The organism is Burkholderia sp. Ac-20365 (assembly GCF_017104715.1).
Classification (GTDB): domain Bacteria; phylum Pseudomonadota; class Gammaproteobacteria; order Burkholderiales; family Burkholderiaceae; genus Paraburkholderia.
Window position 1 is genome coordinate 58,846 of sequence record NZ_JAAGPI010000006.1, and the last position, 26,284, is coordinate 85,129.

Annotated in this window: 22 protein-coding genes; 12 read left to right on the plus strand and 10 right to left on the minus strand. The window is 62.9% G+C overall.

Features of this window, described 5'->3' with window-relative positions; translation table 11 throughout:
* Positions 1-4 precede the first annotated feature (4 nt).
* From G3O01_RS13210 to G3O01_RS13230, 5 genes are all read left to right on the plus strand, one after another.
* Entirely contained in the window at positions 5-1,039 is a 1,035-nt protein-coding gene (locus G3O01_RS13210; RefSeq protein ID WP_241023919.1) for a Rieske 2Fe-2S domain-containing protein, read from the plus strand.
* A complete protein-coding gene (locus G3O01_RS13215; protein WP_241023921.1) occupies positions 1,036-1,992 on the plus strand; it encodes a PDR/VanB family oxidoreductase in 957 nt (318 codons plus the stop codon). Before G3O01_RS13210 ends, G3O01_RS13215 begins: the two co-directional genes overlap by 4 nt.
* A gap of 48 nt (positions 1,993-2,040) precedes the next feature.
* On the plus strand, positions 2,041-2,832 hold the full coding sequence (locus G3O01_RS13220) for a gamma-glutamyl-gamma-aminobutyrate hydrolase family protein (RefSeq protein WP_205805253.1): 792 nt from the start codon (positions 2,041-2,043) through the stop codon (positions 2,830-2,832).
* 64 nt (positions 2,833-2,896) lie between these two features.
* On the plus strand, positions 2,897-4,396 hold the full coding sequence (locus tag G3O01_RS13225) for an aldehyde dehydrogenase (protein ID WP_205805254.1): 1,500 nt from the start codon (positions 2,897-2,899) through the stop codon (positions 4,394-4,396).
* A gap of 23 nt (positions 4,397-4,419) precedes the next feature.
* Entirely contained in the window at positions 4,420-5,556 is a 1,137-nt protein-coding gene (locus G3O01_RS13230) for a porin (protein WP_205805255.1), read from the plus strand.
* Here G3O01_RS13230 and G3O01_RS13235 read toward each other — a convergent pair.
* Entirely contained in the window at positions 5,548-6,105 is a 558-nt protein-coding gene (locus tag G3O01_RS13235) for a nuclear transport factor 2 family protein (RefSeq protein WP_241023922.1), read from the minus strand. The two genes, G3O01_RS13230 and G3O01_RS13235, sit on opposite strands and share 9 nt — an antisense overlap.
* A gap of 84 nt (positions 6,106-6,189) precedes the next feature.
* Between G3O01_RS13235 and G3O01_RS13240 the strand changes: the two genes are divergently transcribed.
* On the plus strand, positions 6,190-7,725 hold the full coding sequence (locus tag G3O01_RS13240) for a cytosine permease (protein WP_205805256.1): 1,536 nt from the start codon (positions 6,190-6,192) through the stop codon (positions 7,723-7,725).
* A 32-nt stretch (positions 7,726-7,757) separates the two neighbouring features.
* Positions 7,758-8,510 (plus strand): MBL fold metallo-hydrolase, encoded by a 753-nt coding sequence (locus tag G3O01_RS13245; RefSeq protein ID WP_205805257.1) that lies wholly within the window; start codon positions 7,758-7,760, stop codon positions 8,508-8,510.
* Here the strand turns inward: G3O01_RS13245 and G3O01_RS13250 are convergent.
* Complete coding sequence (locus tag G3O01_RS13250; protein ID WP_205805259.1) at positions 8,507-9,208, minus strand: FadR/GntR family transcriptional regulator; 702 nt, start codon at positions 9,206-9,208, stop codon at positions 8,507-8,509. The two genes, G3O01_RS13245 and G3O01_RS13250, sit on opposite strands and share 4 nt — an antisense overlap.
* Positions 9,209-9,394: 186 nt before the next feature.
* On the opposite strand from G3O01_RS13250, the gene G3O01_RS13255 reads away from it, so the two are divergent.
* Positions 9,395-10,921: an altronate dehydratase family protein gene (locus G3O01_RS13255; RefSeq protein WP_205805720.1), complete on the plus strand. Its 1,527-nt coding sequence runs from the start codon at positions 9,395-9,397 to the stop codon at positions 10,919-10,921.
* 137 nt (positions 10,922-11,058) lie between these two features.
* Entirely contained in the window at positions 11,059-12,036 is a 978-nt protein-coding gene (locus tag G3O01_RS13260) for a 2-keto-3-deoxygluconate permease (protein WP_205805261.1), read from the plus strand.
* Between the two features lie 21 nt (positions 12,037-12,057).
* On the opposite strand, the gene G3O01_RS13265 is transcribed toward G3O01_RS13260, so the two are convergent.
* The 7 genes from G3O01_RS13265 to G3O01_RS13295 all read right to left on the minus strand — a co-directional run bounded on the left by G3O01_RS13265 (position 12,058) and on the right by G3O01_RS13295 (position 21,664).
* A complete protein-coding gene (locus G3O01_RS13265) occupies positions 12,058-13,830 on the minus strand; it encodes an FAD-dependent oxidoreductase (RefSeq protein ID WP_205805263.1) in 1,773 nt (590 codons plus the stop codon).
* Between the two features lie 174 nt (positions 13,831-14,004).
* Positions 14,005-15,222, minus strand: coding sequence for a porin (locus tag G3O01_RS13270; protein ID WP_205805266.1), 1,218 nt, complete (start codon positions 15,220-15,222; stop codon positions 14,005-14,007).
* Between the two features lie 54 nt (positions 15,223-15,276).
* Positions 15,277-16,026 (minus strand): SDR family NAD(P)-dependent oxidoreductase, encoded by a 750-nt coding sequence (locus tag G3O01_RS13275; protein WP_205805268.1) that lies wholly within the window; start codon positions 16,024-16,026, stop codon positions 15,277-15,279.
* Positions 16,023-16,865, minus strand: coding sequence for a shikimate dehydrogenase (locus G3O01_RS13280; protein ID WP_205805270.1), 843 nt, complete (start codon positions 16,863-16,865; stop codon positions 16,023-16,025). Before G3O01_RS13280 ends, G3O01_RS13275 begins: the two co-directional genes overlap by 4 nt.
* The gene (locus G3O01_RS13285; protein ID WP_205805280.1) at positions 16,862-19,414 is read right to left on the minus strand and encodes a branched-chain amino acid ABC transporter ATP-binding protein/permease; all 2,553 of its coding nucleotides are present in this window, start codon (positions 19,412-19,414) and stop codon (positions 16,862-16,864) included. The genes G3O01_RS13280 and G3O01_RS13285 overlap by 4 nt, the downstream gene beginning before the upstream one ends.
* A complete protein-coding gene (locus tag G3O01_RS13290; protein WP_205805282.1) occupies positions 19,411-20,280 on the minus strand; it encodes a branched-chain amino acid ABC transporter permease in 870 nt (289 codons plus the stop codon). The genes G3O01_RS13285 and G3O01_RS13290 overlap by 4 nt, the downstream gene beginning before the upstream one ends.
* A 103-nt stretch (positions 20,281-20,383) precedes the next feature.
* Positions 20,384-21,664, minus strand: coding sequence for an ABC transporter substrate-binding protein (locus G3O01_RS13295; RefSeq protein WP_205805284.1), 1,281 nt, complete (start codon positions 21,662-21,664; stop codon positions 20,384-20,386).
* Positions 21,665-21,830: 166 nt separating this feature from the next.
* On the opposite strand from G3O01_RS13295, the gene G3O01_RS13300 reads away from it, so the two are divergent.
* Positions 21,831-22,868 carry a Gfo/Idh/MocA family oxidoreductase gene (locus G3O01_RS13300; RefSeq protein ID WP_205805285.1) on the plus strand — a complete coding sequence of 346 codons (1,038 nt, stop codon included), beginning with the start codon at positions 21,831-21,833 and terminating at the stop codon, positions 22,866-22,868.
* Between the two features lie 14 nt (positions 22,869-22,882).
* On the opposite strand, the gene G3O01_RS13305 is transcribed toward G3O01_RS13300, so the two are convergent.
* Complete coding sequence (locus tag G3O01_RS13305; RefSeq protein ID WP_205805287.1) at positions 22,883-23,791, minus strand: NAD(P)-dependent oxidoreductase; 909 nt, start codon at positions 23,789-23,791, stop codon at positions 22,883-22,885.
* A 104-nt stretch (positions 23,792-23,895) separates the two neighbouring features.
* Here G3O01_RS13305 and G3O01_RS13310 point away from each other — a divergent pair, with 104 nt between their 5' ends.
* The gene (locus tag G3O01_RS13310; protein WP_205805289.1) at positions 23,896-25,641 is read left to right on the plus strand and encodes an FAD-dependent oxidoreductase; all 1,746 of its coding nucleotides are present in this window, start codon (positions 23,896-23,898) and stop codon (positions 25,639-25,641) included.
* Entirely contained in the window at positions 25,638-26,249 is a 612-nt protein-coding gene (locus G3O01_RS13315) for an NIPSNAP family protein (protein ID WP_205805291.1), read from the plus strand. Before G3O01_RS13310 ends, G3O01_RS13315 begins: the two co-directional genes overlap by 4 nt.
* Positions 26,250-26,284 lie beyond the last annotated feature (35 nt).

Consider the following 26,284-nt stretch of genomic DNA (forward strand, 5'->3'; position numbering starts at 1 on the left):
GTCTATGTCCCCGCAATTTCCACTGCGCTCTCAAGCCGAACTGGCGATGCGCCGTCAATGGTTCCCCGTCGCCCGTTCCGTCGATCTGACGACGCCGCAAAGCGCGACGCTGCTCGGCCAGCGCCTCGTCGTGTATCGCACGGAGTCGGGCAAGGCCATCGTGCAGGATGCGCGCTGCCCGCATCGCGGCGCGGACTTCGCGCTCGGCAAGGTGCATGGAGAGAACATCGCGTGCCCGTATCACGGCTGGCAGTTCTCGGCGGACAACGGCAAGTGCACGCATGTGCCGTCGCTCGAAGATCAATGCAGGATTCCGCCGCAAGCCGCGATTCACACGTATCCCGTGATCGAACGCTTTGCGCATGTGTGGACCGTGCTCGAAGAACCCGTCGAAGATCTTTACGACCCCGCGCAGTGGCGCGAACTCGAACTCGACTGGCTGGCGGCGACGCCGCTCGAATCGCCGACGGGCGTTGCTGTCGCGATCGAAAACTTCCGTGACGTCGCGCATTTTCCGTTCGTCCATGAAGTGTCGATGGGACCGTCGAAGCATGTGGTCGAGCCGTTGAAAGTGAAGCGCGAAGGGCTCGATGTCTGGATGGAGCGCAAGCTCGATGCAGGCGAAGGCGATTGGGCCAACGACGGCGACTGCATGATGTTCTATCACTGCGCGGCGCCCGGCCTGGCATCCATCACGTACAACTACGAGAAGCTCGGCAAGCGCATCGTGGCGGGTTTCCCGTCGCCTGTCGCGTATGACCAGGTACGCATTTTCTGGGGCGTGGCGAACGAGCGCAGCTATCGCGGTGCGGATCTGGAGGAATGCCTGCGCATCGAAGAGATGGTGTATCTGGAGGACATGCCGATTGCAGCCGGCATTCAGCCGCGTGAGATCGACTGGGACGGCACGTATGTCGAGCACTCCGTGCCCGCCGATCTTTTCACGCTGAACTATCGGCGCGCCTTCCGTGAGTTCATGGAGCGCGCGAAGCAGCCGGTGTCGTCAATCACGCTGCAAGTCAAGGCGGAGACGGTATGAACGCGCGCAACACGGCGTTCGATGTGCAGATCACCGGCATGCGCATCGAAGCGGAAAGTGTGATTTCGCTGGAATTGCAGATGCCCGACCGTTCGGCGTTGCCTGCATGGACAGCCGGTTCTCATATCGATCTCGTGTTGCCGTCGGGTCTGACACGCCAGTATTCGCTGTGCGGCGAGCCTGGTGATACGCAGCGCATGCGCATTGCGGTACTGCTCGAAAGTAATGGACGTGGTGGATCGCGCGAAGTGCACGGACTGCGTCTTGGGCAGCAGGTGACGGTACGCGGTCCGCGCAACGCGTTCGAATTGCAGCCCGCGGATTCCTTTTTGTTCGTTGCGGGCGGCATCGGCATTACGCCGATTCTGCCGATGATCCGCACCGCGCAGCGCGCGAATGCCAGGTGGCATCTGCTGTATGGCGGACGCTCGCGTGCTTCGATGGCGTTCGTGCCGGAACTGGAGCGTCTCGGACGCGAGCATGTCGAGATCCGGCCCGCCGATAAAACGGGCCTGCTCGATCTCGACGACGTCGTGGCAAAGGCTGCCGAAGGCGCGCAGGTCTATAGCTGCGGTCCCGCTGCGTTGCTCGATGCCCTCACTGAACGCTTTGCGTCGGCAGGGTTGAGCGAGCGTCTGCATATCGAACGCTTCAGCGCTGCGCCTGTTGCCGCGCCATGTTCGAGCGACACGCTGCGCGTGATTCTCGCGCGCAGCGGCGCTACGGTCGATGTGCCGCACGATTGCTCCGTCATGCAGGCGCTGCGAGATGCAGGGCACGACGTGCCGTCGTCGTGCGAGCAGGGCGTGTGCGGGATGTGCGAAACGCGCGTGCTGGACGGCACGCCCGATCATCGCGACATGCTGCTGACCGAGAGCGAGCGGCAACGCGGCAATGTGATGATGGTGTGCGTGTCGCGTGCGTTGACGCCAACTATCACGCTGGATATGTAGGCAGATTGCCACAATGAAATCGGCTGAAACCAACCCGGTAGATTAGTCATGCAAAGCAATATTATTGTCGGTTTAACTGCCGATCGAACGAAGATCGGTTTGCACTGGTCGCATGCGGTCGGCGAGAAATATATCGATCCGATCGTGGACGGTTGCAACGCGCTTGCTGTGGTGTTGCCTGCGCTCGGCGACCGGCAGTCGATCGACGCGATGCTTGCCTGCGTCGATGGTTTGCTGTTCACGGGAAGCTATTCGAATGTCGAGCCGCATCGCTACGGCAGCGCGGCAAGCGCGCCGGGCACGCTGCACGATCCACATCGCGATGACACCACGCTACCGCTGATGCAGGCGGCGATCGAACGCGGCGTGCCTGTCCTTGCAATCTGCCGCGGCTTTCAGGAGATGAACGTCGTGTTCGGCGGAACGCTGTATCAGGCCGTTCACGCTGTGCCCGGTCTGCTCGATCACCGCGAAAACAAGGCCGATCCAATCGAAACGCAATATGGTCCTGCGCATTCAGTGCGGATCGGGAAGGGCGGCGTGTTGCATGCGTGCAGCGGTTTGACGGAAGCACGCGTGAATTCATTGCACGGCCAGGGCGTCGAGCGGTTGGGCGAGGGGCTGCGGGTCGAAGCCGTGGCGCCGGATGGGCTGATCGAAGCGTTCAGTGTCGCGTCATCGCGCGCATTCGCACTGGGCGTGCAATGGCATCCGGAATGGCAGCACGCGGACAACCCGCTATCGACAGCGATCTTTCGCGCGTTCGGCTCAGCGTGTCGCGAAAGGCGGCGCGCAAAAGACGCGGCACTCGATGCAGACGCGCTGCTCGCGAAGGCGTGAATGCAATGGAACTGCGCGTACTGCTGCGACTGACAACTGAAACAAGCATGGGATGGTGCTTTGCATGGAAACGCAAGACAAGGACTTGAAGTACTGGCAGTCGCGCCGCGCGACGCTGGAGATCGAAGGGCGTGCGTTTATTGACGGGACGTATCGGGACGCGCGGAGCCGTCACATGTTCGACTGCATAAGCCCGATTGACGGCTCTTTGCTCGCCCGAATCGCGGCATGCGGCGAAGCGGACGTCGACGATGCAGTTTGCGCCGCTCGCCGCGCCTTCGATTCGAACGGATGGGCCGGTCTGAATCCACGCGCCCGCAAGGCGATCATGTTGCGCTGGGCTGCATTGATTCGCGAACACGCGGACGAACTGGCATTGCTCGAAACGCTCGACGCAGGCAAGCCGATTGCCGATACGACCACTGTCGATGTGCCCGGCGCGGCGTATTGCATCGAATGGTTTGCAGAAGCGATCGACAAGTTTGGCGGCGAAGTCGCGCCAGCAGATCAGCATCTGGTTGGTCTCGTCACACGCGAGCCCATCGGCGTCGTGGCCGCTGTGGTGCCATGGAATTTTCCGCTGCTGATGGCGGCATGGAAATTTGGGCCTGCGCTGGCGGCCGGTAACAGCGTCGTGCTCAAACCCTCGGAGAAGTCTCCGTTGACGGCGATCCGTGTCGCGCGGCTGGCGCTCGAAGCAGGCATTCCGCCGGGCGTGTTCAACGTGTTGCCGGGCGGCGGCGAAGCAGGCAAGGCGCTCGCATTGCATCGCGACGTGGACTGCATCGCCTTCACAGGCTCCACTCCGGTGGGCAAGCTGATCACGCAATACGCCGGGGAATCGAACCTTAAACGCGTGTGGCTCGAACTGGGCGGCAAGTCGCCGAATATCGTATTGCCCGGTTGTCCCGATCTGGACCGTGCCGCGAAGACGGCAGCAAGCGCGATCTTCTACAACATGGGCGAGATGTGCACGGCAGGCTCGCGGCTGCTGGTGCATCGGGATATCAAGGAAGCCTTTCTCGACAAGCTGATCGATGCGTCACGCCGCTACGTGCCCGGCAATCCGCTGGATCCTGCCACGGCGATGGGCGCGATCATCGATCAGACACAGCTCGATCGCGTGCTCGGCTATGTCGATGCAGGAAGGCGCGAGGCGAAGCTGTTGACGGGCGGATCGCGCGCGCATGCAGTCGATGGCGGCTTCTACATCGAACCGACCATTTTCGACACCGGCAACGGCAACGCGCTGATCGCACGTGAAGAAATCTTCGGGCCGGTGCTGTCCGTCATCACATTCGACACGATCGACGAAGCCGTGCGCATCGCGAACGCGAGCGACTACGGACTCGCCGCCGCTGTCTGGACAGCCGACCTGACCACCGCGCACGACGTATCGCGCAGATTGCGGGCCGGCACCGTGTGGGTCAACTGCTACGACGAAGGCGGCGACATGAACTTCCCGTTCGGCGGCTACCGGCAATCGGGCAATGGCCGCGACAAGTCACTGCACGCGCTCGAGAAATACACCGAACTCAAATCGACCCTGATCCGCCTGCGTTAATTCAAACCCTGGAGAGAAGCGACATGAATGCCAAGATGGCTCTGGCAGTGGGAATGCTGTTCGCGTCCGCTGGCGCACATTCGCAAAGCAGCGTCACGCTGTTTGGCGTGCTGGACGAAGGCATCAACCTGACTAGCAATGCGGGCGGCCACAAGGCGTGGCAGACGTCGAGTGTGGATCTGGTGACGAGCCGCTGGGGATTGAAGGGCAGCGAAGACCTGGGCGGCGGATTACACGCGATCTTCGATCTGGAGAGCGGCTTTACGCTGGATAACGGCAGCGCCTATTACGGCGGCAGGCTGTTTGGTTACCAGTCGTATGTCGGCCTGCAATCGGATTCGCTCGGCACGCTCACGTTTGGACGGCAGTTCGATTCCGTTACCGATGTCATCGGCCTGATGACGGCGAACGGATACTGGGGCGGTTACCTGTTCTCCCATCCGCTCGATAACGACAACACCGACGCCACATTCCACGCGAACAACTCGGTCAAATTCACGAGCAACGACTACGGTGGATTGTCAGCCACGGGGCTGTACGGATTCAGCAATCAGGCAGGCGCATTCGCGGGCAATCGCATGTACAGTGTGGGCCTGAAGTACAGCTATGCGACGTTCACGATCGGCGCGGTGTATGAAGACCTGTCGAATCCGGGTGCGACATCGACAGGCGCCGTGGCTTCCGACGACGTGAGCTTCGTTGCGACGAACCAGAAGATCTACGGCATTGGCGCGAGCTACGTCGCCGGGCCCGCGACGCTCGGCCTGGTCTACACGCACGTGAATCTGCAGCAGCCGACCTCATCCGTCTATATCGGTGATCTCGGCCTGAACAACTCGGGTCTGCGTTTCGACAACGTGGAATTTAACGTGAAGTACGACGTTCGACCGGATGTGTCGGTCGGCGCAATGTACACGTACACGATGGCGCATCTGAAACGCGAGGGCACAGAAAGCGCGTTGCACTGGAATCAGATCGGGTTGATGGCGCAGTACCTGTTGTCCAGGCGCACCGGCATCTATACGCAACTGGTCTACCAGAAGCTCAGCGGCGGCAATACGGGAACGGCGCTGGATACGGCATTCATTCCCGGCGCGGCGAGCCCGTCGTCGAATTCACATCAGGCCGTGGCGCGTATCGGGATGACGCACTCATTCTAGGCTCGATGTCAGTGCCGACAGATGTTCATGCACGGCCAGCCATCCACTGGAACCATCGTGTTGGAAAACGATGGTTTCTCTTTCCTGCGAATGCGTTTCCTGCGTCCCGAACCGCACGCGGGTACTGACGCTATGCATGAAGATGGCGACGTCGCCCATGCATTGAACATGCTGATCCGACGATTCGCACGAAAGCACTTTGAAGCCGTCCGCTTCCCAGTCGTTCCAGAGCGAGCGATAGGCCGCTCTCGATTCCAGGCGCCCGGGCACGTTGTGAAATACAAACGTCGCATCGGGCGCAAACGCCTGAAAATACCGCTCCGTATCGTGACTGGCGAACGCCGCGACGAGTTTTTGCGCTGCTTCGTGCACTTCGAGTTCTTGAACCGACGCCATGGAATCTCCCGGGATTGCCCGTTTCAGGTGAGAGCGATCAATTGATAAAGCGATTGGCGCCCAGTATCTACGAATGCGCACCAGCTTAAAGATCAACCTGTCGATGTTCGCTTCGACCGCGCCCGATGCGACCGATACATCGAGATCAATCAATGTACAGTTCGCATCTGGCAATTTTTTTCCGTGTGATGCTGCTTCTACACTTCGCAGGCCAGAACCTAAAGCGGAGACCCGAGCATGGCATCCTCGTCAGAGTCGTCAATTACGACGATCGAACAGATAGGCGTTGAACAGATTCCCGACGACCAGCGCACGGCGACGGCGCTCGACATGTTCCGGGTCACGTTCGGCGGCGCGAATACGTTTGCGACCTCGGTACTGGGCGCATTCCCGATCATGTTCGGCCTCTCGTTCTGGCAGGGCGCCGCGAGCATCGTAACGGGCGTGGTGCTGGGCGCGCTGATACTCGCGCCGATGGCGGTGTTCGGGCCGCTGAACGGCACCAACAACGCGGTATCGTCGGGCGCGCACTTTGGGGTGCATGGGCGGATCGTCGGCTCGTTTCTGTCGCTGCTGACCGCGATTGCATTCTTTTCGCTGTCGGTCTGGAGTTCGGGCGACGCGCTCGTGGGTGGCGCTCATCGACTGCTGGGCCTGCCGGAAAACAACGTCACGCTGGCATGCGCTTATGGCCTGTTTTCAGTGCTGGTGCTCGTGATCTGCATCTACGGGTTCCGCTTCATGTTGTACGTCAACAAGATTGCGGTCTGGAGCGCCAGCGCGCTGTTTCTGCTGGGCGTATTCGCATTCGGCGGCGCGTTCGACCCGAACTACGCGGGCCAGTACGGCGCTTCCGCCGACGCCGCGACGCGCGCAATGCTGGTGCCTTCTTTCGTCGGCGCGACGGTGCTGGCGCTGAGCAATCCCATTTCATTCGGTGCGTTTCTCGGCGACTGGGGCCGCTACATTCCCGCGAATACGCCAAAGCGTAACGTGATGCTGGCCGCGTTCGCATCGCAGATTGCGACGCTGATTCCGTTCTTCTTCGGGCTCGTCACCGCGACGCTGGTGGCGACGCAAGCGCCGCAATACATCAAGGACAACAACTACGTCGGCGGCCTGCTCGCCATTTCGCCGACGTGGTTCTTTCTGCCCGTGTGCCTGATCGCGCTGATCGGCGGCTTCTCGACGGGTACCACCTCGCTCTACGGCACCGGGCTGGACATGTCGAGCGTGTTCACGCGGCTCTCTCGCGCACGGGCGACGCTCTTGATCGGCGTTGCATCGATCGTGTTCATTTTTGTGGGCCGGTTCGCGGCGAATCTGGTCGAGAGCGTGTCGACGTTCGCGGTTCTGATCATCACCTGCACGACGCCGTGGATGGTCATCATGATGCTCGGCTATCTGACGCGCCGCGGCTTCTACAAGGCCGACGATCTGCAGGTGTTCACGCGCGGACAGCAGGGCGGCGCGTACTGGTTCCATCATGGCTGGAACTGGCGCGGACTCGGCGCATGGATTCCGAGCGCCGTGCTGGGGCTGTGCTTCGTGAACGTGCCGGGACAGTTCGTCGGCCGCTTCGGCAATCTGGCGGGCGGCATCGATATCAGTCTGCCCGTTACGATGGCGCTTGCCGCGACCTTGTATCTGAGCCTGTTGCGACTCTTTCCTGAGCCGGCAGATGTGTACGGTCCGCGCGGTCCGCGTCTTGTGAGCGCCGGTGCGAGCACCGCAGAAGAGATCCGGGCAGGACGCGACCGCTCGGTAGCTTGAGCGCTCATCATCGCCTATAACTGGAGCGCCTGATGCAGCACATCGGCACAGCAAAGGCGGAAGACTGGTACGCAGTCCAGTCGTTCGACGCGGGCGTTACGCTGATATCCGAGCGCTTTATCGATCCGTTCTACCGCTGCAACATCTGGCACGTGCGCGGGCGCGATCATGATCTGCTCATTGACTCCGGCATGGGCGTGGTGAGTCTCAAGGCGTCGATCCCATGGCTTGCGGAGCGACCGGTCACGGCAGTGGCGAGTCACTGCCACTTCGACCATATCGGCAACCATCACGAATTCGATCAGCGGGTGTGCCATTGCGCCGAGGCACATGTTCTCGCGCAGCCGGATCCACGCGAGACACTCGCCGACCGGTTCGCCGTCGTCGAGATGTTTTCTGCGCTGCCACCGGGCGGCTATGCACAGCAGGCGTATCGCGTTCAACCCGCTCCCGCGACGCGCGTCGTCGAACACGGCGACGTCATCGATCTGGGCGACCGGCAGTTTCAGGTGTTGCACGTGCCGGGTCATTCGCCGGGCTCGATCGCGTTGTGGGAGGCACAGACAGGCGTGCTCTTTTCCGGCGATTGCGTGTACGACGGGCCGTTAATCGACGATGCCTTCCGCTCATCTGTCGACGACTATTGCGAATCCATGGAGCGATTGCGCGAATTGCCCGTGCGCGTCGTGCATGGCGGACACTTTCCGAGCTTTGGTGCGCAGCGTTTCAGCGAACTGATCGACGACTATCAGGCGGGAAAACGTCTTCAGGGCTGTCCGCGCTAGACGTTGAACTGCCGTCCAACATAATCGATGTGCACGTACATGGCCTGCTGCGCGGCATCGGCATTGCCTTCACGAATCGCGTAATAAATCGATTCGTGCTGGCACAGGCGATTGCGCGCCTGCTCGGCGGCGTTCGCGTTGTTGACGGTTGCGTCGTAGGTATTGCTCGCAATGTGATCGCGCAACATGCCGATCACGCTTGCATAGAACTGGTCGAGCAGCCGGTTTTGCGACGCGGCCACTAGCGCAGTATGAAACTCGCCGTCTGTCGCCGCTTCTTCATCGACATCCTTACCCGCAACCGCGTTGCGCATGCGTTCAAGCACGGCCTCGAAACGTTCGAGCTCGCGATGCGACGCACGTTGCGCAGCGAAACGGGCTGCCGCGCACTCGAATACCAATCGAAATTCAAGCGTTTCTGAACGCAGCGGCGGCGTATCGGCGATGAGTTGAAGCCACGGCGCCGTGAGTGTCGCCGGCTTGCTGCGCAGCAGATACACACCGCTGCCACGCCGCGTTTCCAGCAGCCCCTTCGTGGCGAGGCGTCCGATCGCTTCGCGCACCGTCGCGCGCGACACACCGAATGACTCCGCGAGCGTGCGTTCGGACGGCAGGCGTTCGTCGGGTTGCCAGCGGCCTTCCTGAATGCCCGATTCGATGCGGCGGATTGTCTGCGCCAATGCGCCCGTTGCTTTCAATCGACTTTCCACAGTTCATCCTTCGTCAGCCACGCGGGGCGCATCTTGTCCCCTGATAAAAGTGGCCTGACCAGTTTGCGCGTCGTGTCGCGCCGGCCGCAATATGAGTCCGCGCCGGCAAACGCTCCGCATTCCAGCAGAGAGCGTCGCCCGCTCAACCCCACAATCCGGAACAGGAGGACCATGATGAGCCAGGTCACACCCGCCATTAAACTGCACGATCTCGACGACGTATTGATCGCACGCGGCGCGCTTGCCGCCGGCACTATTCTCGCTGATTTCGACAATCTCGTTGCGGCGGCTGACATTCCCGCCGCGCACAAGATTGCCTGCCGCGACGTCGAGCAAGGTGCGCCGGTGCGGCGCTACGGCCAGATCATCGGCTTCGCGACGCAGCCGATTCGCGCGGGCGATCACGTTCACGTGCACAACATGTCGATGGGCGATTTCGCGCGCGACTACGCATTCGGCGAAGACATGAAGGCGGTCGATCCCGCTGCGGCGCCGCTCACGTTCAATGGTTTTCGCCGCGCGGACGGCCGCGTCGCGACGCGCAACTACATCGGCGTGGTCAGCACCGTGAACTGCTCGGCCACCGTCACGAAGCTCGTTGCGCAGCACTTCGCGCAACCGGGCGCGCTCGACGCCTATCCGAATGTCGACGGCATCGTGCCGATCACGCACAGCTTCGGTTGCTGTATCGACCATCATGGCGAAGGCATTCAGCAGTTGCGCCGCACGGTCGGCGGGTACGTGAAGCATCCGAACTTCGCCGGCATCGTCATCATCGGGCTTGGCTGCGAGGCGAACCAGATGGGCGCCATGTTCATCGCGGAAGGTGTCGAACCGGGTCCGCTGCTCGTGCCGCTCGTGATGCAGGAAGAAGGCGGTACGCAAAAGACCGTCGACGCAGCCATCGCCGCAGTCAAAAACATGCTGCCTGTCGCCAATCAGGCAGTGCGTGAGCCCGTGCCTGTTTCGCACATCAACATCGCGCTGCAGTGCGGCGGCTCCGATGGTTATTCGGGCATCACGGCCAATCCGGCATTGGGTGCGGCGGTCGATCTGCTGGTGCGGCACGGCGGCACCGCGATCCTGTCGGAAACGCCGGAGATTTACGGCGCGGAGCATCTGCTGACACGTCGTGCCGTGAGCAAGGACGTGGGCGAAAAGATCGTCGAGCGGATTCACTGGTGGGAAGACTACGCAAAGCGCGAGAAGGGCAGCATCGACAACAATCCGACGCCGGGTAACAAGGCGGGCGGCCTCACGACGATTCTCGAGAAATCGCTGGGTGCAGTCGCCAAGAGCGGTTCGTCGCCGCTGATGGGCGTGTACCGCTACGCCGAGCCGATCGACACCCACGGCCTCGTCTTCATGGACGCGCCGGGTTATGACCCGATGGGCGCGACGGGGCAGATTGCGAGCGGCGCGAATCTCGTCGTATTCACGACGGGCCGCGGCTCCTGCTTCGGCGCAAAACCGGCGCCGTCGATCAAGCTCGCAACCAACTCCACGATGTACAAGCGGATGGCCGATGACATGGACATCAACTGCGGCGACATCATGGACGGCACCGTGAGCGTCGAGCAGAAGGGCGAAGAAATTTTCCGGATGATCATCGACGTCGCATCGGGCCACAAGAGCAAGAGCGAAGCGCTGGGCGTCGGCAATGAAGAATTCGTGCCCTGGATGATCGGCGCGCAGATGTAAGAGACCGCGCGCGTCGCGTCACGCGATGCGCAACCGTGCGGTGCAGTTGGAGCACTGTGTCTTCAGTTCACCGCACGCCGCAAGATAAATGCTGGTCGGGCCATGTCGAACCCGCGCCAGGATCATGGAGACTCGACATGAAAATCAAACAAGCCATCGAACGCTTTCCTGGCGGCATGATGGTCATTCCTTTGCTTTGGGGCAGCCTGCTGAACACTTTCGCGCCGAAGGTGCTCGGTATCGGCAGTTTTTCGACGCAGCTCGCGCATGGCGCGTTGCCTATCCTCGCGGTGTTCTTCGTTTGCATGGGCGCGGAAATCCAGTTGCGCACGGCACCGCGCGCGCTGAGGAACGGCGCCGCCATCACGCTTGCCAAGCTCGCGAGCGGCGTGCTGATTGGTTTGCTCGTCGGCAAGGTGTTCGGCGCGAACGGCTTTCTCGGTCTTTCCGGCATGGCGATCATCGCGGCCGTGACGAACGCGAACATGGGACTTTACGCAGCACTGACACGGCAATTCGGCGACGAGGTCGATCGCGGTGCGCTTGCCGTTCTGTCCATTCTGGAAGGACCATTCGTGACGATGCTCGCGCTGGGCTTGTCGGGTCTCGCGAAGATCCCCGTTCTCGATCTCGTCGCAACCGTGCTGCCGATTGTCATCGGCATGGTGCTGGGCAACATCGACGAGGACATGCGCAGGTTTCTCAAGTCGGGCGGCGATCTGCTGATTCCGTTCTTCGCATTCGGTCTCGGCGCACAGATCAATCTGCACGCGATTCTTGGCGCGGGTTTGTCGGGAGTCGTGCTCGGTCTGATTACGCTGGCAGTCGGCGCGGTATTCAACGTGATCGCTTCACGTCTTGCGGGCGGTTCGGGCGTGGGCGGCGTGGCGTCGGCGACGACGGCGGGCAACGCGGTGGCGACGCCCACGGCGATCGCTGCCGTCGATCCCCGGCTCGGCTCGCTGGTCGCGGTGGCCACGCCTCAGATCGCTGCGTCCACGATCGTCACTTCGCTGCTCGCACCGTTGCTGACGGCTGCGTATGCACGATGGCGCGCACGCCGTGCAACAGGAACCGTTGAGGAAGTCACGATCGTCGAGCACGCCGACGCGTGAAGACTGCGGGCGAGTGCGGTTCTAGATCGACAGCGTGGCCGCTTTGCCATCCACGCGAGTGGTGCCGCCGGCAGCGCCATCGTCCAGCTTGCCCGCGATGAACTTCGCCACTCGCCATCCAAACACGAGTGCCGGGCCCAAGGTCGTGCCGGGCCCCGGATACGTGCCGCGAAAGATCGAAGCGAGATCGTTGCCGCACGCGAAGAGTCCCGGTATCACGCTGCCGTTCGCATCGAGCACTTCGCCGTTGGCCGTGCCGCCCAGGCCCGCGCTGCACGCGAGATCGGCGGGCCATACGGTGACGGCGTAATACGGGCCTTGGCCCAACGGACGGATGCACGGATTGGGCTTCTGTGCGGCATCGCCGTTGAAGCGGCTCATCGGGCTGGAGCCGCGGCCGAATGCAGGGTCGTTGCCTGATGCCGCGTCGCGGTTATAGCGCTCGACTGTGCGCGCGAGGCCTTCTGCGTCCACATTCAACTTCGCTGCCAGTGCGGCCAGCGTGTCGCCCTTGACCAGATAACCGGCGCGTTCGAACTCGGCGATGCGCGCACGGCTGCGTCCCGGCATCAACAGGCCCAGACCATAGTTGCGGATAAAGTCTGCGTCGACGATCAGATGTGCCGGAACGCTGGTGCCGTTGCCGCTGTCGCGCAGCATGCCCATCACGAAGTCGTGATACGAGTTGGATTCGTTGACGAAGCGCTCGCCCCGGTTGTTCACCGCGATCAGCCCAGGCTTCGCGCGGTCGAGAATGATGTGCGGCCATACGCTGTCGTCGCCGTTCGGCGAACGGCGGATCGAGCAGGGCATCCACAGACCGGGGCTGTCGCCGCCGTTTTCGAGCCGTGCGTCGATAGCCAGCGCGCTGCCGACGCCGTCGCCCGTGTGCGTGTCGGGCGCGAGCGATAGCGGTTGGGCGGCAGCAGGAAACAACTGTTTGCGCAGCGCCGGATGCCGCGTGACGCCGCCCGTGGCGAGCACGACTCCGCGACGCGCGCGGATACGCCGCTGCTTGCCATCATGCGAACCGACCACCGCGCCCGTCACGCGGCCCTGCTCACGCACCAGTTCGATGAGCGGCGTTTCGAAGCGCACGGCCACGCCGCGCTTGCGCAGGCTATAGAAAAGCCGGGCGGCGAGCGCATTGCCCATCACGAGTTGCGTGCCGCGCGAGAAACGCATGCGGTCGATCACATAACGTCCGACCACTTCGACCGTGCGCCTGAAATTGCTTACCGACGCGAACGGATTGAGCAGCGCACCGAGGTCGCTGCGATTGACCATCATCCCGCCGAGGCCCATGAATTCCTTGCGCGGCGGGCGCACGCGCGAGAAATCCTTGTCCAGCACGCGTGCATCGAATGGCAGGGGCGCGAGCGCTCGCCCGCCGAATGCCGCGCCGGGTCCCGTCACATAGTCCGGATGCGCGGCCGCTGCGACGAACTTCACGTCGCTGATGCGCTGCAATTCGTCGATGGCGAGCGGGCCGCTTTGCAGAAAGGCTTCGCGTGCTTCGTCGCCGCCGCGTTCGCCGACCACCGATTGCAGAAAACGCCGTGCGTCGTCGACGCTGTCGGGCACGCCTGCATCGACGCTCAATTGCGTGCCAGGCACCCAGGTCGTGCCGCCCGACGTCGACGTGATGCCGCCGACGGCATCCGTCTTTTCGCACAGCAGCACGTCCAGCCCTTCGTGATGCGCGATCAGCGCCGTCGTCATGCCCGCCGCGCCCGCGCCGAACACCAGCACGTCGACTTCTTCGTCCCAATGGATGCTGCTGCCTGAATTCATGTCCAATGTCTCCTCCGATGCCTTGTCGCCTTTCCGTGCTTCCTGGGCGACCCGGCTTCGTGCGAGCGGTCCGAAGAATGCATGGAATCAGATTCCAGTATAGTTAAAAATGGAATTGTATTCCAGTAAACTATGTGGAATCCGATTCAAGATTGCCAGCGCCGATGAAGTCCGTCAGAACCGGTGCACGATGCCGACGCCCGCCGCGAACTGGTTGCGGGTGGACGAGGGCGCGGAATTAAAGCCGTCGCCGAGCGTGGCGGTTGCGTCGATGATCTGACCGGCGCCTGCGGTGCCCAGCGTCTTGCCGTTCGCGTGCTGATACGCTTCCAGCGCATAGAAGCCGGTGCGCTTGGACAACGCGTAGTACTGGGACAGATTGAACTGCTGATATTGCGCCGCGCTCGTGATGCCGTTGGCCTTCGTTGCACGCGTGAAGCTGTAGCCCGCGCCGAAGTCCCATGTGACAGCGGGTTTCCAGTGCAGCACAATGCCGCCCGTGTTGAAGATTGCTGTGTCGGTGAACTTCGAGCCGATGCCTGGAATATATTGCACGTTCGAGTAGGTGGCGGACACGTCCCACGCGCTGTTGAACGTGTAGCTGCCGCCCACGGCAAAGCGCTGCTGCGCCTGTGCCGTCTGGTAGCCGTTCGTCAGCGCGGATACACCCGCCTGTGCGCCGTTGTTCGACGTGGTGGAATCCGCGCCGAACGTGCCGCCGCCAGTCGTCGAATTGTTGATGCGCGAGAAGCCGACTGCAAGACCGATTGGTCCGTTTGCGTACTGGATCGCGCCTGCCCATGTCGAGCCGCTGTTGAGGCTGCCCGCCACGCCGCCGAGCGAATACGAACCGCTGAACGTAAAGCCGTAGAGTTTGGGCGACATATATTCGATCGTATTGTTCGCACGGTAGATCGTGTCGAGCCCGTCGATATCGCCAGGGTGTGCGCCGAAGAAACCCGTCAGCCAGTTCGTCGGACTGTACGGCGAGAGCAACTGGTAGTAAGACGCGTACTGGCGCCCGAACGTGAGCGAGCCATACGCGGGATTGCTGAACCCGACCCACGATTGCCGCCCGAACATCGCGTTCGTGTACTGCTGCGCGCCCGTCGTCGAATTGATACCTGATTCAAGCGTGAAAATCGCTTTCGTGCCGCCGCCCAGATCTTCGGCGCCTTTGAGGCCGAAGCGGCTGCCTGCCCACACGCCCGTCACCATCTTGACGGCGGAATGGCCATTTGCCGTCGAGCCCAGCGTCGTCTGGCTGTTCTGATACGCGATGCCGGTATCCACGACGCCATACAAGGTCACGCTGCTCTGCGCGAATGCGGGCATTGCCGCGAACATGGCGGCGCCGAGCGCAAGTTGTTTGAATTCGTTGCTGCGCTTCATCTCCTGTCCTGCTCCTTCTTTTTGGGTAGTGGTGGTGTTGTGTTCGAACAGACGTCAATAAGTCGCGCGCCCGCCTGACAGATCGAACGTCGCGCCCGTCGAAAACGAGCATTCATCCGATGCCAGCCATGCGGCGAGATTCGCGACCTCGTCGGCAGTGCCCGCGCGCTGCATCGGAATCTTCGCGAGACTCGCGGCGAGCGCGTCGGGCGTCATCTGTTGCAGCAGGGGCGTTTCGATTACGGCGGGCGCGATGCAATTCACGCGCACCGGTGTGAGCGCCAGTTCCTTGCCCATCGATTTCGTGAACGCGATCACACCGGCTTTGGCCGCCGAATACGCGGACATCGACGGATTGCCTTCCTTGCCCGCAATCGACGCGAGATTGACGATGCGGCCGAAGCCCGCATCGAGCATCGGCTTGACGGCGGCGCGCGAGCACAGGAACACGCTGCGCAGATTGACGTCGATGCAGCGCTGCCATGCATCGAGCGCGCTGTCGGCGACGGTTGCGATCGGGCCTGTCGTGCCCGCGCTGTTGATCAGCACGTGCAGCGCGCCGAACCGGTCGAGCGTCGTGTTCAGCGCGGCCGCGACGGAGGCTTCGTCCGTCACGTCCGCATGCACGCCGATGACCGCGTCGTCCTTGCCATTGGAAAGCGCGTCAGCGGCCTCACGCGCTGCGCGCGTATCGAGATCCCACAACGCGACGCACAGGCCGTCGCGTTGCAGCCGCGCCGCAATCGCGCGGCCAATGCCGCCGGCGCCGCCCGTGACGACGGCGACCCGCTGCGCAACGCTCATGCTGTCGCGTCGAGCAGAAACTCGACCATGCGGTCGCACACGCGCCCGAACATCTGCGTGCCCGTGACGGTCTTGCAGCCTCGCGCGCGCGCCGCTTCGATAAACGGCGTGAGCGGCGGCTTGGTGACGACATCGCCGACAAAAGTGGAAGAGGGCAGGCTTGATACGTCGATGGGCAATGGATCGTCGGCGCGCATGCCCATCGGCGATGCATTGACGACCACGTCGTACGATGCAGCTTCGACATCGGCAGTGGCCACCTGCACGGCACCGCGTTGCATCGCGGCGAGACGCTTGACGAGCGAACCGGTGCGCTCTGCATCGTTGTCGCGCACGTCTAGCGATGCAACGCCCGCCTTGATGAGCGCCTGGCCAATCGCCGAGCCCGCGCCGCCCGCGCCGATCAGCAGCGCGCGTTTGCCTTGCAGATCGCAGCCCGCATCTTCGAGCGCGGCAACGAAGCCGGTACCGTCGAACATGCCGCCATGCCAGCCGCCATCGGCGGTGCGGCGCAGCGTGTTCACCGCGCCGAGAAACGCGGCTTCTTCCGACAGGCTCGAACAGAAGCCGGCCGCGCTGAACTTGTGCGGCACGGTGATGATCACGCCATCGACGTTTTGCATCGGCGCGACACCGGCGAAGAATGCCGCGAGATCGTCCGGCGCGACATGCGCGGGGACCACGAGCGCGTCGCGTCCCGCTTCGCGCAGGGCGGCCGTTACGCCTTTGGGCGAACGCACCTGCGCGATCGGGTCGCCAACAATGAAGTACACGCGCGTCGCGCCGCTGAGTCCCTCGTCGAGCGATACGGCGACATGGGTTGCAGTTGCCTGGGTCATGCTGTTTTTACCTCCAGAGTAGAACGGGCATCGTCATGCACGATGCCAAGCAGTTTGGCCTGCGTCGCGCTGTCCTGCGCGAGCGCGTCAGCCGTGTTTTCATACGCGATGCGGCCATTGACGAGCACGTACACGCGGTCCGCGATCGGCAACACCATATCGGCCTGATGTTCGACAATCACCACACTTGCGCGCTCGCGCAGCTTCACGACCGCGTCGAGCACTTCCTGCACGACGGCAGGCGCGAGGCCTTCGAACGGTTCGTCGAGCAGAATCGCTTTCGCGGGCGCCATCAACGCACGCGCGATAGCCACCATTTGACGCTCGCCGCCGGAAAGGTGCTCGGCACGGACGTCCTTACGATTCGCGAGCCGCGGAAAGAGCGCATACATCTCGTCGACGCTCGCGCCGCCCTTGCGCGCGGCGAGCCGCAAGTTCTCGTAGACAGTCAGGTTCGGGAAGAGGCGGCGGCCTTCGGGCACCATCGCGAGGCCGAGCCGGTTGATCTCGTGCATCGGCCGGGCGGTGATGTCGTGTCCGTCGAACGTGATCGTGCCCTCGCTGATCTGTGCAACGCCCGTTGCCGCGCGCAGTGCCGTCGTCTTGCCGACGCCGTTGCGGCCGAGAATGGCGATCACTTCGCCTTCGTGCAACGTGAGATCGATGCCGTCGAGGATCGTGTTGCCCGCATAGCCCGCCTTCACGTTTTGCATGTGAAGAAGCACGCGCCTGCTTGCCGATGCATCGCGCTTGTGCGCAACGCGTTCGGCGAGGCGTGCATCGACGGGACGCTGGCCTTTTGCGTGACCCATGTACGCTTCGATCACTTCGGGATGCGCCGCCACGTCGGCAGGCGAGCCGTCCGCGATCAGATGCCCGCGATGCAGCACGCTGACACGATCGGAGATGGTCAGCACGCGGTCGATGTCGTGCTCGATCAGGAGCACCGCGTGATGATTCGCGAGTTCACGCACGATGCGCGCGACGATCGCGCGATCCGCTTCGGCGAGACCCGCGAGCGGTTCGTCGAGCAGCAGCAGGCGGGCTTGCGTGGCGAGCGAGAGCGCGATTTCAAGCAGACGCTGTTCACCATGCGAGAGGCTTTCGCAAGATGCCGCCGCGCGATCGGCCAACCCCACTGCCGACAGCAGCGACCACGTCTGCGCGTTCTGCTTGTCGAGCGTATGCGCGTCGCGCCACAAGCCGAGCCGCTCGCGCTGCGCCGCCTGCACGGCAACGCGCACGTTCTCGAACACGGTGAGATTGCGGAACACGCTGAGAATCTGGAACGAGCGGCTCATGCCGAGCCGCACGCGACGGAACATCGCGAGTCGCGTCACGTCCTTGCCGTCGAACGTGATCGTGCCCGACGTCGGCGGCAGCACGCCCGTCAGCATGTTGAAGAAGGTCGTCTTGCCCGCGCCGTTCGGTCCGATGAAGCTGTGCAGCTTGTACGGATACACGTCGAGATCGATGTTGTCGGCGGTCACGAGCGAGCCGAACTGCTTCGACAGCCCGCGCACGCTGAGAATCGGCGTGTCCGGATTCATGTCGATGCGGCTCGCGCGGTACGGCGCTATCACTTCGGGGCGAGCGGGAATGGTGTCGCGCACGAGCGTCCAGCGCGGCCGGCGCAGCAGGCGTTGCGCGAGACCCTGAATGCCTTCCGGCGAGAAGAACGCGAACGCGATGATGATCGGCGCGAACATCAGCCACCAGTGCTCCGTCAGGCTGCTGAGCTTGTCTTCGAGCAGGATGAACGCAATCGCGCCCCACAGCGGGCCGAGAAACTGATGCACGCCGCCGAGCACTGTCATCAGCAGGCTGTCGCCCGCGTGTTCCCAGCTCAGGTTGTTCGCATACGCGCCTTGCAGCATCAGGCACAGCAGACCGCCCGCATAACCGATCACAGCCGCCGAGATCACGAACGCGTACAGTTTCAGACGATACGTGTCGTAGCCGAGGCTCGCGGCACGTTGCTCGTTGTCGCGCAGCGCCTGCAACGCGCGTCCGAACGGCGCGTGGACGAGGCGCCACAGGCCATACGCGACGGCGATCACCGTGATGCACGCGAACACATGAAAGCCTGTGGTCGTTGCGAAAGTCGGGCGCGGTACGTTTTGCAAACCGTTTTCCCCGCCGGTCACGTCGGTCCATTTGAACGCGATTTCAAACGCGATCTGCGAGCAGGCGAGCGTGAGCAACGAGAAGTACAACCCGCGTCGTTTGAGTACGATTGCGCCGATCAATGCAGCCATCACGGCAGTGACGATCACGCTCGCCGCGAGCGCAACGATTTCATTGCCGATCATGCGTTGCAGCGAAATCGCGACCAGATACGTCGACGTGCCGAAGAACACCGACGCACCGAACGGCACGAGACCCGTATAAGCGACGAGCAGATTCACGCCCATGCCGTAGAGCGTATAGATGGCTATCTGCGTCGCGCGTTCGAGCGGCGTGCCGCTCGAGGTCAGCGCGATCGACACGATGATGAGGCACGCGGTCAGCAGCGCGACGGGATGCCGGGTCAAGAGTTTCACATTCATTCGAAGCGCTCCCAGCGTTCGCCGAACAGCCCGCGCGGACGCACGAGCAACACGAGCGCCATCAGGACATACATCGCCACCGACGACCCTTCAGGAAAGAACTGCACGGCCAGCGCCGTCACCACGCCGACCAGCAGGCCAGCGACAACAGCGCCCGCAAACGAGCCCAGACCGCCGATCGTCACGATCACGAAGGCGGGCATCACGGCCGCGGTCGCCATGCTGGGCGTGACGGTCAGCAGCGGTGCGGCGAGCACGCCCGCTGCACCTGCTAGCAGCGCGCCGAGGCCGAACGCGCCCGTCAGCACGCGCGGCAGGTTGATGCCGAGCAGACCTACCATCTCGGGATCGCGACTGCCCGCGCGCAAGATGCGTCCATAAGGCGTGAACTTCATGAACCACCACAGCGCAAGCAGAATCGCGACTGTCGCGGCGAGCACGAACAGCCGATACTTCGTGATCAACAGCGGCCCATAGACGAGAAAACCGCTGAGCGCAGCGGGCGGGCTGAACGGCAAACCGCCCGCACCCCACACGAGGCGAATCAGCGCGGTGAGGAGCAGCGACAACGCGAATGTCACGATCAGCCCGAGCAAGGGTTCCTTGCCGTACAGCCTCCGGATGAAAATCACTTCGATCAGCATGCCCGCAAGCGCCACGAGAATCGGCGCGACGATCACGGCAGCCCAGCCGAACTGCATCGACAGCGCAATGGCGAAGTACGCGCCAAGCGCGAACAACGCGCCGTGCGCAAAGTTGACGATGCCAAGCAGCCCGCAGATGATCGACAGACCGATCGCGAGCAACACGTAGAGGAACCCCAGCACCAACCCGTTGGCGATCTGGGACAACACCATTTCTGCCATGCCTGTACTCCAGGTGAATGCAGATAAACGCAGATAAGCGCAGGACACTTCGGGAGCGAATGGCCGTTGCGTGAAGTTCACGAACACGACCATTCGATGCGCGTTATCGCGCGGCCATCGTGCAGCCGATCTCCTGTTTCGAGCCATACAGCGCATCGAGTTCGGCGGGGTTTTGCGGAACAGCCGACACCTGGTTGAGCCAGTCCCACTTGTCGGTGATGTGGTCTTTCACCTTGAAGACCGTCCAGCGGCGCAGCATCTGGTGATCCCATGGGCGGAAATACGCGGGGCCGCTGCTGTCGCCGAATTGCACCGTCTCCAGGCTCTGCACGATGTCCGGCCCCGATGTGCTCTTCGCCTGGTTGACGCCCGCGAGCAATGCGCGCGTCGTGAACCAGCCGATCCACGCCTTGTCGGCAGGCGGCTTGCCGTACTTCGCCGTGTACTTTTTGATGAACGCGAGTTCTTCCGGCGAATGACCCGGCGAGCTGTAGTGCCACGGCTTGCCGTAGTAACCGGTGGCGGCATCGACGTTGATCGACCACAAATCCGAGTCGCCGATGATCGGGCACGCAACGGGAATCTTGTCCTTCATGCCCATTTCGGCGTACTGCTTGAGGAAGGTCGACAGATCGCCGCCCGGCAGGCCGAGCATCACGACATCGGGCTTCGACTGGCGGATCTTCAGGATGAAGGAACTGAAATCCGTGGTGTTGAGCGGCGTGACATCGGCGCCCGTGATCGTGCCGCCCGACTGCTTCAGCAGTTCGGACATCGAGCGCTGGATGTCCTGCCCATACGCGTAGTTCGCCACGAGGAAATGCCACTTCTTGCCGATCGCGAGCAGCGACGGCGCGAGCGCGCGGCACGTGACGGGCGTCGGGCTCAGCACGCGGAACGTGTACGGGTTGCAGCTGCTGCCCGTCAGTTCGCGCGCCGCGGCGTTCGGTGCGATATACGGCGTCTTCGTGCGGTTCGCAACGGACGACATCGCCAGCGACGTGCCGCTATTCGTGCCGCCGATCACAGCGATCACCTTGTCCTGCTCGATCAGCTTCTGCATGTTCTGCTGCGCCGACTGCGGATTCGGCTCGTCGTACCAGACGAGATCCACCCGGCGGCCGCGCGCCTGGTTGTTCGCATCGTCGAGCGCCATCTTCACGCCGTTCGCGATCACTTCGCCCTGTTCGGTCCACACACCCTGCTTGGCCATCAGCAGGCCCAGCTTGAGCGGCTGCTCGCCTTGCGCACGCACGATTGCGGGTGCGGCCAGCACGGCCGCGCCGCTCGCGAGCGTCTTGCCCGCCGTGGCGAGCCATGTGCGGCGCGTCATGCCCGTGCTCTGCGCTTCCTGATTGCTTGATTGTTTCTGTTCGTCTTTCATGTCTCTCCGCTCCTGTCCGTATCCGGTCGCAAACCTGTCGACAACAAAACTTTTGGTGAACTGTAGTTTGAATTAGAATAGTATTCAACAATCAAAGCGTGTTTCATAAAATCCGGGTAATCACCTGGGAAGCTTTAAATGTGGTCAACCTGAGGAGACGAAGGACATGGCAAGGAGACGTTTGGCGGTGATAGGCGCGGGTGCGATCGGACGGATGCATGTCGAGCGGGCGCGACTGCATCCGCAGGCCGAGGTGGTCGCGATTGCAGATCCGTCGCCCGCCGCGCGTGAATTCGCGCAACAGGAAGGGCTGCGCTGGTTCGCCGACTATGCAGCGATGCTCGACGAAGTGCGCCCCGAAGGCGCGATCGTCGCGACGCCGAACGCGACGCATGTGGACGTGGGGCTCGCGTGCATCGCGCGCGGCATTCCCGCGCTGATCGAAAAGCCCATCGCCGACGATGTGGACGCCGCACAACAGTTGAGCCGCGCAGCCGACGAAGCGAAGGTGCCGGTGCTGGTGGGGCATCATCGTCGGCACAATCCGATCCTGCGGCGCGCAAAGGAAATCGTCGGGTCAGGGCGACTGGGTAAGCCCGTGACAGCGAACGCGCTCGCGACCTTCTACAAACCGGACTCCTATTTCGATGTGGAATGGCGTCGGCGCGCGGGCGGCGGGCCTGTGCTGATCAACCTGATCCACGACATCGACATCATGCGGTTCCTGCTTGGCGAGATCGTCGAGGTGCAGGCGTTGACGTCGAATGCGGTGCGCGGTTTCGAAGTCGAAGATACGGCTGCGGCATTGCTGCGCTTCGAGAGCGGTGCGCTTGGCACGCTCGCCGTGTCGGACTGCGCGGCTGCGCCCTGGAACTGGGATCTTGCGGCGGGCGAAGCGGCGCACTATCCGCGCCAGCAGGTGAACACGCATTTTCTGATCGGCACGGACGCGTCGTTGACGCTGCCGCAACTCGATGTGTGGGAGTACCGCTCGCGCAAGGGCTGGCACGAGCCGCTGACCGTCGAGCGCAGCACGCCGCATAGCGCTGATCCGTATCACGAGCAGTTGCGCCACTTCGCTGCCGTGATCTCGCGTGAAGAGGCGCCGCTGTGTTCCGCCGACGATGCCGCGCGCACGCTGTCCGCGACGCTTGCCGTGCATCGGGCCGTGGCGGCGCGCGCGCCGGTTGCGCCGGCGCGCTGAGGGTTTCGTTATCGTCAGTGTTGCGCAGCAACCGCATGACGATAGAACGCTACCGTCTGCCGCAAACCTTCTTCGAGCGAGGTTTGCGGCAGACCCGGCAACAGGCGTTCCAGGGCGGGATCGTGCGGAAACGCAGTTGCGATAGGCAGCGCAGCGCCCGCGGCATCGATACGCGCTTCGGGCACGATCGTGCCAATCTTGTCGATCACCGTCTGCACGGACGCGATCTCGCCTGCGAGCGTGAACGCGTGCGCACCTTCCACGTCGCGCAACAACGCGGCTTCGTATGCGGCCGCGACATCGTCGGCGTAGATGAAACCTGTCGAACCCGTGAACGGCATCGTGTAGTGCTCGCCGAGCGCTGCAGCGCGGCACGCGAGACTCGGGCCGGCGCTCGATCCCGTCTCCCGCCCCGCGCCATAGACGACCAGCGGCCGGAAGCCGACGCTCGCGATGCCGTGGTCGTTCCAGTAAGCGCGCGCCGAGCCTTCGCACGCGAGCTTGAACGCGCCGTAGTGCGTTTGCGGATGCGGCGTTGCGCCATCGTCGGGACCGAATACGCCCGCGCTGCTGGCGTACAGCACGCGCTGCAGGCCTGCGGCCCGCGCTGCGTCGAAGACGTTCAGCGTGCCGATCAGGTTGATCTGCGCGCCGCGCACCGGATTGGCGGCGCAATCGGGCGTCAGGATGCCCGCCAGATGAATGACGGCGTCGCAGCCGTCCAGTGCGCGCGCGACATCGGCGGCTTGCGCGATATCGCCCGTACGCCATTGGACCGTATCCGCCCATTCCGGCGCGATCGCGTGCAGCAATTGCGGTTTCGTCTGCAGATCGAACGCAACGCATTCGATGCCATGTGCAAGCAGCCGCCGCATGATCCACGCCCCCAGAAAACCGCTGCCGCCTGTAACCAGTACTCGCATGTCGCTCCTCCTCGTCGTCACAAAAACTTTGCAAGATCGCAATTTGTGGAATAGTATTCCACAAAGAAAGTTAGTTCCATAGTTTTGGGCAGGCAGAAGCGAAGATGAAACGTGAACCGATACTCGAATGCGATGTGCTGGTGCTGGGTTCCGGCGCGGGCGGACTGTCGGCGGCCGTGACGGCGGCTGCGCAGGGCTTGCGCGTGATGGTCGCGGAAAAGGAGGACGTGTTTGGCGGCACGACCGCGTGGTCGGGCGGCTGGATGTGGATTCCGCGCAATCCGCTGGCGACGCGCGCGGGCATCCGCGAAGACATCGACGCACCGCGCACCTATCTGAAGAGCGAACTCGGCGCGCAGTTCGATGCGGACAAGGCAAACGCCTTGCTGGAGCGCGGGCCCGAAATGATCGAGTTTTTCGAGCGGCATACGGCGATGCGTTTCATCGACGGCAATCGCGTTCCTGATTTTCATACCACGCCGGGCGCCGCGCCGGGCGGCCGTTCGGTATGCGCGATGCCGTTCGACGGCAAGGAACTCGGTCCGTTGATCCACAAGCTGCGCGAGCCGCTGTCGGTGATGACGATCAAGGGCATGGCGCTGGCGTCGGGGCAGGATCTGGCGCATTTTTATCGCGCGACGCGTTCGGTGAAATCCGCGCTTTACGTGACGCGGCGGCTAGCTGCCTTCGCGTGGCAAAAGCTGCGCCATGGGCGCTCGATGCATCTCGTCAATGGCAATGCACTGGTCGCGCGGCTGTTGAAATCGGCGGCGGATCGCAACGTCGACTTGCGTACGCGGGCAAAGGCAATCGGCCTGCTGCGCGATGACGCGCGCGTGACGGGCGCACGTGTCGAGATCGACGGCGTGGTGCACGAGGTGCGTGCGTCGCGTGGCGTAGTGCTGGCGTGCGGCGGCTTTCCACACGATGTCGCGCGGCGTGCCAGCACGTTTGCGTACACGCCTTCGGGAAAAGAACATTGGTCAGCCGCGCCGCGCTCGAATACGGGCGACGGCATTCGCCTCGGCGAATCGATTGGCGGACATTTCAATGATCGGCTCGATGCACCCGCCGCCTGGGCGCCGGTTTCGCTCGTGCCGCAACGCGGTGGCGACGTGGCGTTCGCGCATCTGATCGAACGCGCGAAGCCGGGTGTGATTGCCGTCACGCGCGCGGGACAGCGCTTCGTCAACGAGGCGTCGTCGTATCACGATTTCATTTCCGCATTGCTCGGCACGACGCCGCGCGGCGAAGAAGTGTGCGCGTGGCTGATCTGCGATCACCGGTTTCAGCGCCGCTACGGGCTCGGTTTTTCGAAGCCGTTTCCGTTTCCCGTTTCGAGCTATGTGAGTTCGGGTTATCTGAAACGCGGTGCGACGCTCGCTGAACTTGCCAAGGTGTGCGGCATCGATGCAAAAGGCCTCGAAAACACGGTCGGCGCGTACAACACGTACGCGAAAGACGGCTTCGATCCGCAGTTCCACAAAGGCTCGACGCCCTATAACCGCGTGCAGGGCGATGTGGCACACAAGCCGAATCCCTGTCTCGCTCCGATCGACAACGGACCGTTCTACGCAGTCAAGCTGCTGCCGGGCAGCCTCGGCACCTTCTCGGGCCTCGCCACCGACGCCAGCGCCCGCGTGCTCGACCGCAACGACCACGCGATTCCCGGCCTCTACGCAGTTGGCAACGACAGCGCGAGCATGATGGGCGGCTGCTATCCGAGCGGCGGCATCACGCTCGGCCCGGCGATGACATTCGGTTATCTCGCAGGACTTTCTCTCGCCGGTGCAGCGCATCTACCGACGCGCACCGGTTCCTCCAGTTCACATCAAGGATCCATGCAATGACACTGTATGACACAGTCACGCTCACCGTGAAAATCGGCACGAATGCGCAGGTGTTCGAAAGCATCAAGGCGAGCGGCAATCAGCCGGGCTCGACGCTGCTCGGCTGCTGGTATTCGGATATCGGCGCGCTCGGCAAGGTGATGGTGCTGCGCGGCTTCGAATCGGAAGCGGCGCTCGTGAATGAGCGCAAGCGTCTGCTGCTCGAAGGCAATCCGTTTGGTTGCGGCGAATTCATCGTGGACGTGAAGGTGGAAAGCTACGCGCTTTTCCCGTTCCTGCCGCCGATCGAACCGGCTGTGCATGGCGGCATCTACGAGATGCGCGTCTACGGCACGAAGCTCGCAAGTCTGCAACACACCATCGACGCCTGGGAAAACGCCGTGCCCGAGCGCACGCAGCGTTCGCCGCTGATCGGTGCGATGTATTCGCTCGACGGCACCGTGCCGCGCTTTCTTAACATCTGGCCGTATGCCAGCGTCGACGAGCGCTCGCGCATTCGCGCGGAAGCCGTGAAAGACGGCATCTGGCCGCCGAAGGGCGGACCCGCGCATCTGACGACGATGGAATCGACGATCTACGTGCCCGCACCGTTTTCGCCGTTGCGCTGAACGGCGCACGTGAGACAGGATTCGAACTGGATAAA